The sequence below is a fragment of the Pseudomonas syringae group sp. 26L6 genome, from assembly GCF_032587815.1.
Taxonomy (GTDB): Bacteria; Pseudomonadota; Gammaproteobacteria; order Pseudomonadales; family Pseudomonadaceae; genus Aquipseudomonas; species Aquipseudomonas amygdali.
In genome coordinates this window covers 25,520-41,492 of the sequence record NZ_JAWHPJ010000052.1, presented here as the reverse complement: position 1 = coordinate 41,492, position 15,973 = coordinate 25,520, and the positions used below count along the sequence as shown (strand labels likewise).

Sequence of the window (15,973 nt, the reverse complement as noted above, 5' to 3'; positions counted from 1 at the left end):
GGCTGGTCATGAGTCTGCGCAAAATCATACCGCTGTGGATTTACCTGTTGTTTCTTCTGGTGCCGATCTACTGGCTGATCAACATGTCGTTCAAGACCAATACCGAGATCCTCGGTGGCCTGACCCTGTGGCCGCAGGACTTTACCCTGGCCAACTACAAGGTGATTTTCACCGACGAAAGCTGGTACAGCGGTTATCTGAACTCGCTGTACTACGTGTGCCTCAATACCGTGATATCGCTGAGCGTTGCGCTTCCGGCAGCCTACGCGTTCTCTCGCTATCGTTTTCTCGGCGACAAGCACCTGTTCTTCTGGCTGCTGACCAATCGCATGGCACCACCGGCCGTGTTCCTGCTGCCGTTTTTCCAGCTCTACTCGTCCATTGGCCTGTTTGACACGCACATCGCCGTTGCACTGGCGCATTGCTTGTTCAACGTTCCGCTGGCGGTATGGATTCTGGAGGGCTTCATGTCCGGCGTTCCCAAGGAAATCGATGAAACGGCCTACATCGACGGTTATAGCTTTCCGAAGTTTTTCGTGAAGATTTTCATTCCGCTGATTGGCTCGGGTATCGGTGTTACCGCGTTTTTCTGCTTCATGTTCTCCTGGGTCGAGCTCCTGCTGGCGCGCACCCTGACATCGGTCAATGCCAAACCGATTGCTGCGGTAATGACTCGCACGGTCTCGGCGTCGGGTATCGATTGGGGAGTGCTGGCGGCGGCGGGGGTGTTGACTATTCTGCCGGGTATGCTGGTGATCTGGTTCGTTCGCAACCATGTGGTCAAGGGCTTTGCTCTTGGTCGTGTCTGAGGAGTCGAAAAAATGGAGTGGATGTCCTGGACACTGCCCACTGCGGCCTTTTTCATCAGCATCGCATTGCTTCTGGCGGGGATGACCGTATGGGAGTTGCGCTCGGCAAGTATCGAGCGCCGTGGTTTTCTGCCGATTGCCACCACGCGTGGCGACCGTTTGTTCATTGGGCTTCTGGGTAGCGCTTACCTGCATTTGCTGGTGATAGGCGCGACCGACTGGAGTGTCTGGATCGCTTCAGGGGCCTCCCTGGTGTGGCTGTTGGTGGTGATGCGTTGGGGTTAGAGGGCGGCCGGGCGCGATTGCCGGGGTGATCCGGTCGGCGATATTCGAAAAGCGGGACTACATAAAAGCAACATTGGAGATGACTATGTTCAATAAGAAAAACAAGCTGCAACATAGCGTGACGCTGGCGACCATGATGATGCTCAGCGGGTTGAGTGTTTCGGCGTGGGCAGATCAGTACGAAGATGCGGCGAAGAAGTGGGCGGCCAGTGAATTCAAGCCGAGTACGCTTTCCGATGCAGAACAGTTGAAAGAGCTGGAGTGGTTCATCAAGGCCGCCGAGCCGTTCCGTGGCATGGACATCAAGGTGGTGTCGGAAACCCTGACCACCCACGAGTACGAATCGAAAACCCTGGCCAAGGCCTTCACTGAAATCACTGGTATCAAAGTCACCCATGACCTGCTGCAAGAGGGTGATGTGATCGAAAAACTGCAAACCGCCATGCAGTCGGACAAAAGTATTTACGACGGCTGGGTCAACGACTCGGACCTGATCGGGACACACTTCCGCTACGGCAAGGCACTGTCGCTGACCGACCTGATGGCCAGTCCGGAAGGCAGCAAGGTCACCTCGCCGACTCTGGACCTGAAAGACTTCATCGGCACCTCGTTCACCACCGCGCCGGACGGCAAGCTTTACCAGCTGCCTGATCAGCAATTCGCCAACCTGTACTGGTTCCGTGCCGACTGGTTCGAACGTCCCGACCTGAAAAAGAAGTTCAAGGACAAGTACGGCTATGAGCTGGGCGTCCCGGTCAACTGGTCTGCCTACGAAGACATTGCCAAATTCTTCAGCGAAGACGTCAAGGAGATCGACGGCAAGAAAGTCTTCGGGCACATGGATTACGGCAAGAAGGACCCGTCGCTGGGCTGGCGCTTCACCGATGCCTGGTTCTCCATGGCTGGCAGCGGCGACAAGGGCTTGCCTAACGGTCTGCCTGTGGACGAGTGGGGCATCCGCGTCGAGGATTGCCACCCGGTCGGCTCCAGCATTACCCGCGGTGGCGACACCAACGGGCCGGCAGCGGTATTCGCGACTCAGAAATACATCGACTGGCTGAAAGCCTACGCACCGCCTGAAGCTGCGGGTATGACCTTTTCGGAGTCCGGTCCGGTTCCGTCGCAGGGTAACGTCGCGCAACAGATCTTCTGGTACACCGCCTTTACTGCCGACATGACCAAGCCGGGCCTGTCGGTCATGAACGCAGATGGCACGCCGAAATGGCGCATGGCCCCGTCACCCAAAGGGCCGTACTGGAAAGAAGGCATGAAGCTCGGTTATCAGGACGTGGGCTCATGGACCTTCCTGAAGTCTTCCGACGAGAAGAAGCGCCTGGCGGCCTGGCTGTATGCGCAGTTCGTGACCTCGAAAAGTGTTTCGCTGAAGAAAACCATTGTCGGTCTGACGCCGATTCGCGAGTCGGACATCAATTCCAAGGAGATGACCGCGCTGGCACCCAAGCTGGGAGGTCTGGTGGAGTTCTATCGCAGCCCGGCCCGCGTTCAATGGTCGCCTACCGGCACCAACGTGCCTGACTATCCGAAGCTGGCACAGCTGTGGTGGAGCCATGTGGCCGAGGCGGTCACGGGCGAGAAGAGTGCGCAGGAGGCCCTCGACGGTCTGGCCAAGGACCAGGATGCAATCATGACGCGCATCGAACGTTCCAAGGTTCAGGAAGCCAGCAAGTGTGCGCCGAAGATGAATCCGGAAACCACTGCGGAAGCCTGGTACAAGAACGCCGAAGAGAGCAACGGCAAATTCCTCGCGCCACAGCGCAAGCTGGCCAACGAGAAACCCAAGGGTGAAACCATCGCCTACGCTGACCTGCTGAAAAGCTGGGAGGCTGGCAAGAAGTAAGGTTTTGTCGAGGTAAAAAAACGGCACCTTGAAGGTGCCGTTTTTTATTGCTGCAGGCTGATCAGTCGTGCAGGGTTTCTGCGGCGTACAGCGTGTTTTCCAGCAGGCAGGCGCGGGTCATGGGGCCAACGCCGCCCGGAACCGGAGTGATCCAGCCGGCGCGGGGCAGGGCAGTCTCGTAAACCACGTCGCCAACCAGCTTGCCATCGTCCTGACGGTTGATGCCGACGTCGATGACAATCGCGCCGGGCTTGATCCATTCGCCCTTGACCAGGCCGGGCTTGCCAGCGGCAACCACCACCAGATCGGCACGGCTTACATGGCCTGCCAGATCCTTGGTGAAACGGTGGGTCACGGTGACGGTGCAGCCCGCCAGCAGCAATTCCATGGCCATGGGGCGGCCGACAATGTTCGACGCGCCAACCACCACAGCATCCAGCCCGTACAGATCGACTCCGGTGCTTTCCAGCAGGGTAATGATCCCTTTGGGTGTGCACGGTCGCAGCAGGGGAATGCGCTGGGCCAGACGGCCGACGTTATAAGGATGGAAACCGTCCACGTCCTTGTCAGGGCGGATGCGTTCCAGCAGCAGCGATGCGTCCAGATGGGCTGGCAAAGGCAATTGCAGGAGGATGCCGTCGACAGCGGCGTCTTCATTGAGGCGGTCGATCAGATCGGTCAGTGCGGTCTGAGTGGTCTCAGCGGGCAAGTCGTAGGCCTGGGAGATAAAGCCGACTTCCTCGCAGTCCTTGCGCTTGTGAGAGACATAGACCTGAGAGGCAGGGTCGCTGCCGACCAGAATCACCGCGAGGCCCGGCGTACGCAGACCTTGCTGGCTACGTTCGGCGACACGTTTGGCGATCTGCTGGCGCAGGCTGGCGGCGATCGCCTTGCCGTCGATTAGTTTTGCAGTCATGACGCGTGATTAACCATCGAGAGGAAATAAAATGAGCGCGCATTCTCGCATGACATGGCGCGAGGGCAAAGGCGATTGCTTTGTATATTCCGCTAACTCCTTTATCTAGCTGAATTTTTTTCAAAAAAAAGGTTGACGACCCCAGGGGCCGTCTATAAGATTCGTCGCACTTGCCGGGCAGAGCCCAGCACTGGTTAAGCTAGCACTGGTTGATTAGGTCAGGCAGAGTTGCAAATCAGCTCGGTGTGATTGAAAGCCTTTTAGTTTGTTATCGCAAGAATACAAATTATATAAGTGCCCGTAGCTCAGCTGGATAGAGCATCCGCCTTCTAAGCGGATGGTCGCAGGTTCGAGTCCTGCCGGGTGCGCCATTTAAGGCAGCTTTGGCACAGCAAGTAAGTTTTATCGTCACGCGCAATATGGTGGGCGTAGCTCAGTTGGTAGAGCACAGGATTGTGACTCCTGCGGTCGTGGGTTCGAACCCCATCGTCCACCCCATATTAAGAAGGGCGCCAGATTCATAGTCTGGCGCCTTTGCTTTAAAAATCTGAAATGCGGATGTGGTGGAATTGGTAGACACACTGGATTTAGGTTCCAGCGCCGCAAGGTGTGAGAGTTCGAGTCTCTCCGTCCGCACCAGGATAACTGTAGTCGAGTGGTAACGCTTCGGTTGCAAAAGCTACAAAAAGAAAGCCGCCTAGTGCGGCTTTTTTTGTTTTGGCGTATTCGTTCCATCGCCTCGCGGGTCCGGCGGCCCTATTGCCGCCGGTCGAGTGGGGCGTGCTATGTAGATGGATTCGGTCATCGTCCGGCGCAGAGGTTTCCTTATATAGGGGCCGTGCCAGACACGTCGCGAGTGATGCGAGGTGTTTTCCTTTCTCCTCCGGCTGTAGTCCGATTCCTTCTTGTTAACCCGCCCTTTTTCAGTAGGGTGACTTCTTGAGTTTGACCCACTAGAATGCATGCCCTTGATTCTGGGGTCGGAAACGGCCGGCTAACGTCTGTGCAACGAGGAATATCCATGCAAGTTTCTGTTGAAAATACTTCCGCTCTTGAGCGCCGCATGACCATTGGCGTGCCTGCCGAACGCATCGAGACTGAAGTCAACAAGCGTCTGCAGCAGACCGCACGCAAAGCCAAGATCCCGGGCTTCCGCCCAGGCAAGGTGCCTATGAGCGTGATCCGTCAGCGTTATGAAGACGGCGCACGTCAGGAAGCACTGGGCGATCTGATTCAGGCTACTTTCTACGAAGCTGTGGTTGAGCAGAAGCTGAACCCGGCCGGTGCTCCTGCTGTAGAGCCGAAATCTTTCGAAAAAGGCAAAGACCTGGAATACGTGGCTACTTTCGAAGTATTCCCGGAATTCACCGTTGCCGGTTTCGACACCATCGCCGTAGAGCGCCTGTCTGCCGACGTGGCGGACAGCGATCTGGACAACATGCTGGAAGTACTGCGCAAGCAGAACGTTCGTTTTGAAGTGGCCGACCGTGCTGCCCAGAACGAAGACCAGCTGAACATCGATTTCGTGGGCAAGGTCGACGGCGAAGTGTTCGCTGGCGGTTCTGCTACGGCTACCCAGCTGGTGCTGGGTTCCGGTCGCATGATTCCTGGTTTCGAAGACGGTCTGGTTGGCGCCAAGGCTGGCGAAGAGCGCGTTCTGAACGTGACCTTCCCCGAGGACTATCAGAACCTTGAGCTGGCCGGCAAGGCTGCCGAGTTCACCGTGACCGTCAATACCGTTTCCGAGCCAAAGCTGCCTGAGCTGAACGAAGAGTTCTTCAAGCAGTTCGGTATCAAGGAAACCGGTATCGAAGGCTTCCGCACCGAGGTTCGCAAGAACATGGAGCGCGAGCTGCGTCAGGCGATCAAGTCCAAGGTCAAGAATCAGGTCATGGACGGTCTGCTGGCTGCCAACCCGATCGAAGTGCCTAAAGCGCTGCTGGAAAACGAAGTCAACCGTCTGCGCGTCCAGGCTGTTCAACAGTTCGGCGGCAACATCAAGCCAGACCAGTTGCCGGCTGAGCTGTTCGAAGAGCAGGCCAAGCGTCGCGTCGAGCTGGGTCTGATCGTTGCCGAGGTCGTCAAGCAGTTCGACCTCAAGCCTGATGATGCTCGCGTACGTGAAATGATTCAGGAAATGGCATCCGCCTATCAGGAGCCTGAGCAGGTTGTTGCCTGGTACTACAAGAACGAGCAGCAAATGAACGAGGTACGTTCTGTTGTGCTTGAAGAGCAAGTTGTAGATACTGTTTTGCAGAAAGCTAGCGTGACCGACAAATCGGTCTCCTACGAAGAAGCTGTCAAGCCGGTGGAAGCTCCAAAAGCCGACTGATTTCTCTTTTCGTGCGAAAACACCCACAAGCCAGCCTTCGCGCTGGCTTGTGCGTATTCAAGACTCGACTATTTGGGAGTGAATGCAGGACATGTCCCGCAATTCTTATATTCAGCAGAACTCTGACATCCAGGCCGCTGGCGGCCTGGTCCCGATGGTTATCGAGCAGTCCGCCCGTGGCGAACGCGCCTATGACATCTATTCGCGCCTTCTCAAGGAGCGAGTCATCTTTATGGTTGGTCCGGTAGAGGACTACATGGCCAACCTTATCGCGGCACAACTGCTCTTCCTTGAAGCGGAAAACCCGGACAAGGATATCCATCTCTACATCAACTCGCCGGGCGGTTCGGTGACAGCAGGCATGTCGATCTACGACACCATGCAGTTCATCAAGCCGGACGTTTCGACTATCTGTATCGGTCAGGCTTGCAGCATGGGTGCATTCCTGCTGGCCGGTGGTGCAGAAGGCAAGCGTCATTGCCTGCCCAACTCGCGGATGATGATTCACCAGCCGCTGGGCGGTTTCCAGGGTCAGGCGTCGGATATCGACATCCATGCCAAGGAAATCCTGCACATTCGTCATCGTCTCAACTCGCTGCTGGCGCATCACACCGGCCAGAGCCTCGAAACCATCGAGCGCGACACCGAGCGTGACAACTTCATGAGCGCAGAGCGTGCGGCTGAATACGGCCTGATCGACTCCGTGATCAACAAGCGTCAAATGCCTGCCTAAGCGGCTCAAAATGTAGGGGGTCGGCACAACCGACCGCCTGCGGACTTGAAAAAGCCCGCAATAGCCTTCATCTTGTGTTGCAAGCCTACCGGATTGGATCGATCGAATGACTGACACCCGCAACGGCGAGGACAACGGCAAATTGCTCTATTGCTCCTTCTGTGGCAAAAGCCAGCATGAAGTGCGCAAATTGATTGCCGGCCCCTCGGTCTTTATCTGCGACGAGTGCGTCGACCTGTGCAACGACATCATCCGCGAGGAGGTGCAGGAAGCACAGGCCGAAAGCAGCGCGCATAAATTGCCTTCGCCTAAAGAAATCAGCGGCATCCTTGACCAGTATGTAATCGGTCAGGAACGTGCCAAAAAGGTCCTCGCAGTAGCGGTGTACAACCACTACAAGCGTCTGAACCAGCGCGACAAGAAGAACGACGACGTTGAACTGGGCAAGAGCAACATCCTGCTGATCGGCCCTACGGGCTCCGGCAAGACGCTGCTGGCCGAAACACTGGCCCGTCTGCTCAATGTGCCGTTCACCATCGCTGACGCCACCACCCTGACCGAAGCCGGTTATGTGGGTGAGGACGTTGAAAACATTATCCAGAAGCTGTTGCAGAAATGTGATTACGATGTCGAGAAGGCCCAGATGGGCATTGTCTACATCGATGAAATCGACAAGATTTCGCGCAAATCCGACAACCCTTCGATCACTCGTGACGTTTCCGGCGAAGGCGTGCAGCAAGCCTTGCTGAAGCTGATCGAGGGCACCGTGGCTTCCGTTCCTCCGCAAGGTGGTCGCAAGCATCCGCAGCAGGAATTCCTGCAAGTGGACACACGCAACATCCTCTTTATCTGCGGTGGTGCCTTCTCGGGCCTGGAAAAGGTCATTCAGAACCGTTCCACCCGTGGCGGCATCGGCTTCAACGCCGAGGTTCGCAGCAAGGAGGAGGGCAAGAAGGTTGGCGAGTCCCTGCGTGAAGTCGAGCCTGACGATCTGGTCAAGTTCGGTCTGATCCCCGAGTTCGTGGGCCGTCTGCCAGTGCTTGCAACGCTGGACGAGCTGGATGAGGCTGCTTTGATACAGATCCTCACCGAGCCGAAGAATGCGCTGACCAAGCAGTATGCCAAGCTGTTCGAGATGGAAGGCGTGGACCTCGAGTTCCGCACCGACGCGTTGAAGTCGGTTGCCCGTCGCGCGCTGGAGCGCAAGACCGGTGCCCGTGGCTTGCGTTCCATCCTCGAAGGCGTGCTGCTCGACACCATGTACGAAATTCCGTCGCAAAGTGACGTGAGCAAGGTGGTGATCGATGAGAGCGTTATCGATGGTACGTCCAAGCCGCTGCTGATCTACGAAAACAGTGAGCCGCCTGCCAAGGTTGCCCCTGACGCGTAACACACGCAGGTGTATGGGCGTGTGAAGTAATACGGAAGGGGGCCTTTTTGGCCCCCTTTTGCATTTTTCAGCCGTTCATTCGTCTTGTATGAAGAAATTGATCTTGGCGGGTCGTGGCTCTAGAGCTTGTTTTTTTTGGACGCTACCCCCATCTTGGCTTCAAGCTAATTCCATCTGTCCCGGCCAATTGGCCGCCGTAGAGGCGAAATCATGAAGACCACTATTGAATTGCCTCTCTTGCCATTGCGTGATGTCGTGGTTTATCCGCACATGGTTATCCCGCTGTTCGTGGGGCGCGAGAAGTCTATCGAAGCCCTTGAAGCGGCAATGACGGGCGACAAGCAGATTCTGCTGCTCGCGCAAAGAAACCCGGCTGACGACGATCCTGATGAAAAGGCGTTGTACAACGTCGGCACTATTGCCACCGTACTGCAGCTGCTCAAGCTGCCTGATGGCACCGTCAAGGTGCTGGTCGAAGGTGAGCAGCGTGGTTCGGTAGAGCGTTTCATCGAAGTCGATGGCCATTACCGCGCCGACGTCGCGTTGATCGACGAAGTCGATGCGCCGGATCGCGAGTCCGAAGTATTTGTGCGCAGCCTGCTGGCTCAGTTCGAGCAGTATGTGCAGCTTGGCAAGAAAGTCCCCGCAGAAGTCCTCTCGTCGCTCAACAGCATCGATGAGCCCGGTCGCCTGGTTGACACCATGGCAGCGCACATGGCGCTCAAGATCGAGCAGAAGCAGGAAATTCTCGAGATTATCGACCTGTCGGCCCGTGTTGAGCACGTGCTGGCCTTGCTGGATGCCGAAATCGACCTGCTGCAGGTTGAAAAGCGCATTCGCGGTCGTGTGAAAAAACAAATGGAGCGCAGCCAGCGCGAGTACTACCTGAATGAGCAGATGAAGGCCATTCAGAAAGAACTGGGCGATGGCGACGAAGGCCATAACGAAATTGAAGAGCTGAAAAAGCGCATCGACGCTGCCGGGCTGCCCAAGGATGCTCTGACCAAAGCGACTGCCGAGCTGAACAAGCTCAAGCAGATGTCGCCGATGTCGGCCGAGGCGACTGTGGTGCGCTCCTACATCGACTGGCTGGTTCAGGTGCCGTGGAAGGCTCAGAGCAAGGTGCGTCTGGACCTTGCGCGCGCCGAAGCGATCCTCGATGCCGACCATTATGGTCTGGATGAGGTCAAGGAACGCATTCTCGAATACCTCGCCGTGCAAAAGCGCGTGAAGAAGATTCGTGGCCCTGTGCTGTGTCTGGTAGGGCCTCCAGGTGTGGGTAAAACTTCCCTTGCAGAATCTATCGCCAATGCAACCAATCGCAAGTTTGTGCGAATGGCGCTGGGCGGGGTGCGTGACGAGGCTGAAATTCGTGGTCATCGCCGGACTTACATCGGGTCGATGCCAGGAAGATTGATACAAAAGATGACAAAAGTGGGCGTCCGCAACCCGCTGTTCCTGCTTGATGAAATCGACAAGATGGGCAGTGACATGCGCGGCGATCCGGCGTCGGCATTGCTTGAGGTCCTGGACCCCGAGCAGAACCATAACTTCAATGATCACTACCTCGAAGTCGACTACGATCTTTCCGACGTAATGTTCCTGTGCACGTCGAACTCGATGAATATTCCGCCAGCCTTGCTGGACCGGATGGAAGTCATTCGCCTGCCGGGTTACACCGAAGACGAAAAGATCAACATCGCCGTCAAATACCTCTCGCCCAAGCAGATTCAGGCCAATGGCTTGAAGAAAGGCGAGATCCAGTTCGACGAGGAAGCAATCCGCGACATCATTCGCTACTACACCCGTGAAGCGGGCGTACGCGGTCTAGAGCGCCAGATTGCCAAGGTTTGCCGCAAGGCGGTTAAAGAACACGCCATGGAAAAACGCTTCTCCGTGCAGGTTACTGCCGAGATGCTCGAACACTTCCTGGGTGTGCGCAAATTCCGCTACGGACTGGCCGAGCAACAGGATCAGATCGGTCAGGTCACAGGCCTGGCGTGGACTCAGGTGGGCGGTGAATTGCTGACCATCGAGGCTGCGGTTGTATCGGGCAAGGGCCAGTTGATCAAGACCGGTTCGCTGGGTGATGTCATGGTCGAATCCATTACAGCCGCGCAGACCGTGGTGCGCAGTCGTGCCCGTAGTCTGGGCATTCCAGCCGATTTCCACGAGAAACACGACACGCATATCCACATGCCGGAAGGCGCGACGCCCAAGGATGGACCAAGCGCTGGCGTAGGCATGTGTACTGCTCTGGTATCAGCGCTTACACAGATCCCGGTACGTGCCGATGTGGCAATGACGGGCGAGATTACCTTGCGCGGGCAGGTGCTGGCGATTGGTGGTCTGAAGGAAAAACTTCTGGCTGCGCATCGCGGCGGAATCAAGACGGTGATCATTCCGGAAGAAAACGTGCGTGATTTGAAGGAGATTCCTGACAATATCAAGCAGGATCTGCAAATCAAGCCCGTTAAATGGATTGACGAAGTCCTGCAAATTGCGCTGCAATACGCGCCGGAGCCGTTGCCGGACGTGGCTACAGATCTGGTCGCAAAGGAAGAAAAACGCGAGTCTGACTCTAAGGACAGAATTAGCACGCATTAAGACTGGGTAGGCTTCCTTGACAGCTTTTTAGAGCCCTTGTTATAAAGCGGCTCTTTAAAGCAAGCACCAGCAAGCCTTCCAGCGCTCGTTTTGCTTAACACCTAAAACTTAGAAACATACTCAATATAGAGATAAGGGGACTTAGAGTGAACAAGTCGGAACTGATTGATGCTATCGCTGCATCTGCTGATATCCCGAAAGCTGCTGCTGGCCGTGCGCTGGACGCAGTGATCGAATCCGTCACTGGCGCTCTGAAGGCTGGCGACTCGGTTGTTTTGGTTGGCTTTGGTACGTTCTCCGTGACTGATCGTCCTGCTCGCATCGGTCGCAACCCTCAGACTGGTAAGACGCTGGAAATCGCTGCTGCTAAAAAACCAGGTTTCAAAGCTGGTAAAGCCCTCAAAGAAGCTGTCAACTAAGCCTCTCGATGCCTTTGCCCGCTGGGTCGGGTCTGTCCTGATCCAGTAGCGGAGCGGTGGTGCATTCGGTTGCAACACCGAGGGGTTCGAGCCCTACCGCTCCGTCAGTTACGAGAAGGCGCATCCTCGGATGCGCCTTTCTTCTATCCGCTTTCTACCCACGCTCCGCGGTTGGTTAGTCAGTTCAACCGTTTTGGGGGACGCAATGCTGCAGAACATCAGGGACAATTCACAAGGCTGGATTGCCAAGACAATTATCGGAATCATCATCGCTTTGATGGCCTTCACCGGCATCGAGGCGTTGTTTACCGCTACCAGCAATAAGCAGAACGCGGCTGAAGTGAACGGCGAGGACATCTCTCAGAATGAGTTGAGCCAGGCCGTCGACATGCAGCGGCGTCAGTTGGCTCAGCAGCTCGCGCAGCAGTTGGGCAAGGATTTCGATCCTGCGATGCTGGATGAAAAGCTGTTGCGTGAATCAGCCCTCAAAGGCCTGATCGACCGCAAGCTGCTGCTGCAAGGTGCAACGGATGCGAAATTCTCGTTTTCCGACGCGGCACTGGATCAGCAGCTTTTGCAGACGCCTGAGTTTCAGGTCGATGGCAAGTTCAGTGCTGACCGTTTCGATCAGGTCATTCGCCAGCTGGGTTACAGCCGTTTGCAGTTCCGCCAGATGCTTGGCCAGGAAATGCTCATCGGTCAGGTGCGTGCGGGGGTTGCCGGCAGTGCTTTCGTAACCGATGCACAGGTTGACGCTTTTGCCCGTCTGGAAAAGCAGACCCGTGATTTCGCGTCGCTGACCCTGCCCGCCGATACCACGGCGGTCAAAGTGACGGACGACGAAGTCAAGGCTCACTACGACCAGCATGCCAAGGAGTTCATGAGCCCTGAGCAGGTTGTGCTTGATTACATCGAATTGAAGAAGTCGTCTTTCTTCGACAAGGTGCAGGTCAAGGATGAGGACTTGCAGGCGGCTTATCAGAAGGAAATCGCCAATCTGTCCGAACAGCGTCGTGCTGCGCACATCCTGATCGAGGTGAACGACAAACTGAACGACGAGCAGGCCAAGGCGAAGATTGAAGAAATTCAACAGCGTCTGGCCAAGGGTGAAGATTTTGCGGCGCTGGCCAAGGAATATTCGCAGGACCCTGGTTCGTCCAGCAAGGGAGGTGATCTTGGTTACGCAGGCAAGGGTGTCTATGACCCTGCGTTCGAAGACACATTGTATGCCTTGAACAAGGACCAGGTATCGCAGCCTGTGCGTACCGACTTCGGCTGGCACCTGATCAAGTTGCTGGGCGTCGAGGCTCCATCGGTGCCGACCTTCGCCAGTCTGAAAGACAAACTGACCACGGATTTGAAATCGCAGCTGGTCGAGCAGAAATTTGTCGAAGTGACCAAGCAGCTGGAAGATTCTGCGTTTGAATCGTCCGATCTGTCTCAACCGGCACAGGACCTGGGCCTGAAGGTTCAGACCACTGCGCCATTCGGTCGTGAAGGCGGTGAGGGTATTACAGCCAACCGTGCGGTTATCCAGGCTGCGTTCAGCCCGGAAGTGCTGGAAGAAGGCTCCAACAGCAACACGCTGGAGCTGGATCCGGAGACCGTCGTGGTGGTGCGCTCCAAAGAGCATCTGCAACCTCAGCAGTTGCCGCTTGAGAGCGTTGCCAGCTCGATTCGCACTCAACTGGTCAAGGAGCACGCCACGGCCGCTGCCAAGGCCAAGGGCGAGGCTCTGCTGGCCGGGCTGCGTGATGGCAAGATCCCGCTGGCTGCGAAGCAGGATGGACGTGACTGGAAATCGATGGAAGCAGTCACTCGCAGTCAGGAAGGCGTTGATCCTCAAGTACTGCAGACGCTGTTCCGCATGCCCAAGCCTGATGGCAAGGGCAAGCCGGAATTTGCCAGCATTACTGCAGCCGATGGCAGCTTCGTGATTGTGCGCCTCAATGGCGTGAATCAGGCTGCTGCGCCGACTGACGCGGAAAAAGCGCAATACCGTCGCTTCCTCGCGTCGCGTGCGGGTCAGCAGGATTTCGCTGCGTACCGTGCACAGCTGGAAAGCAAGGCGAAGATCGAGAAGTTCTAAGCTCGAAACCCGCACAAAAAAGAAGGCCGCTCACTGAGCGGCCTTCTTTTTGAGTGCAGGAAAGTTGCCTGTCGGAAAAATGCCGCTCGCGAGGAGCGGCGCTTGCCGTCTTACTCTTCCATGCTGCCCATCGCGGTGGTGTTGAAACCGCCGTCGACGTACATGATCTCACCACTGATGCCCGACGCCAGGTCAGAGCACAGGAACGCACCGGCATTGCCTACTTCGTCGATGGTCACGTTGCGGCGCAAAGGAGTCTGCGCCTCGTTGGCAGCCAGCATTTTGCGGAAGTTCTTGATACCCGAAGCCGCCAGTGTGCGGATCGGGCCGGCCGATACAGCATTGACGCGAGTACCTTCCGGGCCGAGACTGCCGGCAAGGTAACGAACGCCGGCTTCCAGGCTGGCCTTGGCCATGCCCATGACGTTGTAGTTGGGCATGGTGCGCTCTGCGCCCAGGTACGACAGGGTCAGCAGGCTGCCATTGCGGCCCTTCATCATTTCGCGACCAGCCTTGGCCAGGGCCACGAAGCTGTAGGCGCTGATGTCGTGAGCGATGCGGAAACCTTCGCGAGTAGTAGCGTCGGTGAAGTCGCCGTCGAGCTGGTCACCCGGAGCAAAGCCGACCGAGTGAACGATCACGTCCAGGCCGTCCCACTTTTTACTCAGCTCTTCAAAGACCTTGGTGATCTCTTCGTCGCTGGCCACATCGCAAGGGAAGCACAGCTCAGGACCTGAGCCCCAGCCTGCGGCGAACTCTTCGACACGGCCCTTGAGCTTGTCGTTCTGGTAGGTGAAAGCAAGCTCTGCACCTTCACGATGCATGGCGGCAGCAATGCCGGATGCGATGGACAGTTTACTGGCGACACCGACGATCAGGACGCGCTTACCGGCGAGAAAACCCATGTGTTGTTCCTCTTCAGGTTAATCGACAGCTACCGGTGCCAAAAAGGCGGCTTCCAGCAGCTGCTGTGTATAAGGATGTTGCGGTGCGGCGAAGATGTCCTGCGCTGCACCCTGTTCGACCACTTGGCCTTGCTTGACCACCATCAACTGGTGGCTCAGCGCTTTGACGACAGCCAGGTCATGGCTGATGAACAAATACGTCAGATTGTACTTGGCTTGCAGCGAGCGAAGCAGCTCGACGACCTGACGCTGTACGGTCCGGTCGAGGGCTGACGTCGGCTCGTCCAGCAAGATAAGCGCCGGTTTCAATACCAGCGCACGTGCAATGGCGATCCTCTGCCGTTGGCCACCGGAGAACTCGTGAGGGTAGCGGTGCCGGGTATCCGGATCCAGGCCAACCTCCCTGAGTGCTTCGATGATCGCCGTCTGTTGCTCGGCGGCCGTGCCCATGCCATGGATTCGCAAGCCTTCGCCAACGATTTCACCCACTGACATACGCGGGCTCAAACTACCAAACGGGTCCTGGAACACCACCTGCATCTGCCTGCGCAGCGGACGGATCTGCTGTTGCGACAGAGATTCTAGCGCGTTGCCCTTGAAACGTATGGTGCCCTGGCTGCCGATCAGCCGAAGAATCGCCAGCCCCAGCGTCGATTTGCCCGACCCGCTTTCACCCACGATGCCCAGTGTTTGCCCTTGCGGCAGGCTGAAGCGTATGCCGTCCACCGCCTTGACGTGGTCGACCGTGCGCTTGAGCAGGCCCTTTTTGATCGGGAACCAGACTTTCAGGTCCTCGACTTCAAGCAGCGGGGCGCCGGCCGGGTTGGTCGAAGGACCGCCGCTGGGCTCTGCGCTGAGCAACACTTTGGTGTAAGGGTGTTGCGGCGAACGGAACAATTCTTCGCACGATGCCTGTTCGACGATGCAACCGCGCTGCATGACACATACTCGGTTGGCTATTTGCCTCACCACGTTCAAATCGTGGCTGATAAGCAGCAATGCCATGCCCAGGCGAGCCTGCAATTGCTTGAGCAATTCAAGAATTTTCAGCTGTACCGTGACATCCAGTGCAGTGGTCGGTTCGTCGGCAATCAGCAGCTCCGGCTCGTTAGCCAGTGCCATCGCTATCATTACACGCTGGCGTTGGCCGCCTGACAGCTCGTGTGGCAAGGCTTTGAGCCGTTTGTGTGGCTCTGGGATGCCTACCAGCTCAAGAAGCTCCAGCGTGCGTTTGGTGGCGTCCTTGCCGGTCAGGCCCTTGTGCAGGCCCAGTACCTCGTTGATTTGTTTTTCGACCGAGTGCAGCGGGTTCAGCGAGGTCATCGGTTCCTGGAAGATCATGGCGATACGGTTGCCACGGATCGAGCGCAGCTTTTTCTCTTCCACTTTCAGCAGGTCTTCACCGCCGTAGCGGACAGTGCCGCTCGGATGACTGGCAATGGGGTAGGGCAGCAGGCGCAGGATCGAATGCGCTGTAACTGATTTGCCCGAGCCGCTTTCGCCGACCAGTGCGAGGGTTTCACCCCGACGGATGTCAAAACTGATGTTCTCGACCACCCGTTGCCGTGAGTCGCCCGTCACGAACTCGACCGCCAGATCGCGGATTTCGATCAGATTGTCATTGCTCATC

General features: G+C 56.8%; 12 protein-coding genes and 3 tRNA genes. 12 read left to right on the top strand and 3 right to left on the bottom strand.

What is annotated here, in order from left to right:
- Positions 1-8: 8 nt before the first annotated feature.
- The 3 genes from RYA97_RS20210 (at position 9) to RYA97_RS20200 (ending at position 2,952) form a co-directional block, all read left to right on the top strand.
- Positions 9-809, top strand: a complete 801-nt coding sequence (locus RYA97_RS20210; protein ID WP_003315280.1) for a carbohydrate ABC transporter permease — start codon at positions 9-11, stop codon at positions 807-809.
- 12 nt (positions 810-821) lie between these two features.
- A complete protein-coding gene (locus RYA97_RS20205; protein ID WP_002552730.1) occupies positions 822-1,094 on the top strand; it encodes a DUF2160 domain-containing protein in 273 nt (90 codons plus the stop codon).
- 85 nt (positions 1,095-1,179) lie between these two features.
- Entirely contained in the window at positions 1,180-2,952 is a 1,773-nt protein-coding gene (locus RYA97_RS20200) for an ABC transporter substrate-binding protein (RefSeq protein WP_117140538.1), read from the top strand.
- A 61-nt stretch (positions 2,953-3,013) separates the two neighbouring features.
- Here RYA97_RS20200 and folD read toward each other — a convergent pair whose 3' ends face one another.
- Positions 3,014-3,868, bottom strand: coding sequence for a bifunctional methylenetetrahydrofolate dehydrogenase/methenyltetrahydrofolate cyclohydrolase FolD (gene folD / locus RYA97_RS20195; protein ID WP_016982407.1), 855 nt, complete (start codon positions 3,866-3,868; stop codon positions 3,014-3,016).
- Between the two features lie 294 nt (positions 3,869-4,162).
- On the opposite strand from folD, the gene RYA97_RS20190 reads away from it, so the two are divergent.
- The 9 genes from RYA97_RS20190 to RYA97_RS20150 all read left to right on the top strand — a co-directional run bounded on the left by RYA97_RS20190 (position 4,163) and on the right by RYA97_RS20150 (position 13,438).
- Positions 4,163-4,239 (top strand) — tRNA-Arg (locus RYA97_RS20190).
- Positions 4,240-4,290: 51 nt separating this feature from the next.
- Positions 4,291-4,366 (top strand) — tRNA-His (locus RYA97_RS20185).
- Between the two features lie 56 nt (positions 4,367-4,422).
- Positions 4,423-4,507, top strand: a tRNA-Leu gene (locus RYA97_RS20180).
- Between the two features lie 382 nt (positions 4,508-4,889).
- Complete coding sequence (gene tig / locus RYA97_RS20175) at positions 4,890-6,200, top strand: trigger factor (RefSeq protein WP_002552733.1); 1,311 nt, start codon at positions 4,890-4,892, stop codon at positions 6,198-6,200.
- 91 nt (positions 6,201-6,291) lie between these two features.
- Positions 6,292-6,933, top strand: coding sequence for an ATP-dependent Clp endopeptidase proteolytic subunit ClpP (clpP, locus tag RYA97_RS20170; RefSeq protein WP_002552734.1), 642 nt, complete (start codon positions 6,292-6,294; stop codon positions 6,931-6,933).
- Between the two features lie 106 nt (positions 6,934-7,039).
- Complete coding sequence (clpX, locus tag RYA97_RS20165; RefSeq protein WP_002552735.1) at positions 7,040-8,323, top strand: ATP-dependent Clp protease ATP-binding subunit ClpX; 1,284 nt, start codon at positions 7,040-7,042, stop codon at positions 8,321-8,323.
- A gap of 210 nt (positions 8,324-8,533) precedes the next feature.
- Positions 8,534-10,930 carry an endopeptidase La gene (gene lon / locus RYA97_RS20160; protein ID WP_002552736.1) on the top strand — a complete coding sequence of 799 codons (2,397 nt, stop codon included), beginning with the start codon at positions 8,534-8,536 and terminating at the stop codon, positions 10,928-10,930.
- A 146-nt stretch (positions 10,931-11,076) separates the two neighbouring features.
- Positions 11,077-11,349 (top strand): HU family DNA-binding protein, encoded by a 273-nt coding sequence (locus RYA97_RS20155; protein ID WP_002552737.1) that lies wholly within the window; start codon positions 11,077-11,079, stop codon positions 11,347-11,349.
- A gap of 205 nt (positions 11,350-11,554) precedes the next feature.
- Positions 11,555-13,438, top strand: coding sequence for a SurA N-terminal domain-containing protein (locus tag RYA97_RS20150; RefSeq protein ID WP_004667782.1), 1,884 nt, complete (start codon positions 11,555-11,557; stop codon positions 13,436-13,438).
- Positions 13,439-13,548: 110 nt separating this feature from the next.
- Here the strand turns inward: RYA97_RS20150 and fabI are convergent, their stop codons facing one another.
- Both fabI and RYA97_RS20140 read right to left on the bottom strand, forming a co-directional pair.
- Positions 13,549-14,343 carry an enoyl-ACP reductase FabI gene (fabI, locus tag RYA97_RS20145; RefSeq protein ID WP_004660733.1) on the bottom strand — a complete coding sequence of 265 codons (795 nt, stop codon included), beginning with the start codon at positions 14,341-14,343 and terminating at the stop codon, positions 13,549-13,551.
- An 18-nt stretch (positions 14,344-14,361) separates the two neighbouring features.
- On the bottom strand, positions 14,362-15,972 hold the full coding sequence (locus RYA97_RS20140; protein WP_005743883.1) for an ABC transporter ATP-binding protein: 1,611 nt from the start codon (positions 15,970-15,972) through the stop codon (positions 14,362-14,364).
- Position 15,973 lies beyond the last annotated feature (1 nt).

What these genes read in the sequence shown, in the direction of transcription:
- RYA97_RS20210 (WP_003315280.1), top strand. Translation starts at nt 9, where the DNA reads ATGAGTCTGCGCAAAATCATACCGCTGTGGATTTACCTGTTGTTTCTT.
- RYA97_RS20205 (WP_002552730.1), top strand. Translation starts at nt 822, where the DNA reads ATGGAGTGGATGTCCTGGACACTGCCCACTGCGGCCTTTTTCATCAGC.
- RYA97_RS20200 (WP_117140538.1), top strand. Translation starts at nt 1,180, where the DNA reads ATGTTCAATAAGAAAAACAAGCTGCAACATAGCGTGACGCTGGCGACC.
- folD (WP_016982407.1), bottom strand. Translation starts at nt 3,868, where the DNA reads ATGACTGCAAAACTAATCGACGGCAAGGCGATCGCCGCCAGCCTGCGC.
- tig (WP_002552733.1), top strand. Translation starts at nt 4,890, where the DNA reads ATGCAAGTTTCTGTTGAAAATACTTCCGCTCTTGAGCGCCGCATGACC.
- clpP (WP_002552734.1), top strand. Translation starts at nt 6,292, where the DNA reads ATGTCCCGCAATTCTTATATTCAGCAGAACTCTGACATCCAGGCCGCT.
- clpX (WP_002552735.1), top strand. Translation starts at nt 7,040, where the DNA reads ATGACTGACACCCGCAACGGCGAGGACAACGGCAAATTGCTCTATTGC.
- lon (WP_002552736.1), top strand. Translation starts at nt 8,534, where the DNA reads ATGAAGACCACTATTGAATTGCCTCTCTTGCCATTGCGTGATGTCGTG.
- RYA97_RS20150 (WP_004667782.1), top strand. Translation starts at nt 11,555, where the DNA reads ATGCTGCAGAACATCAGGGACAATTCACAAGGCTGGATTGCCAAGACA.
- fabI (WP_004660733.1), bottom strand. Translation starts at nt 14,343, where the DNA reads ATGGGTTTTCTCGCCGGTAAGCGCGTCCTGATCGTCGGTGTCGCCAGT.
- RYA97_RS20140 (WP_005743883.1), bottom strand. Translation starts at nt 15,972, where the DNA reads ATGAGCAATGACAATCTGATCGAAATCCGCGATCTGGCGGTCGAGTTC.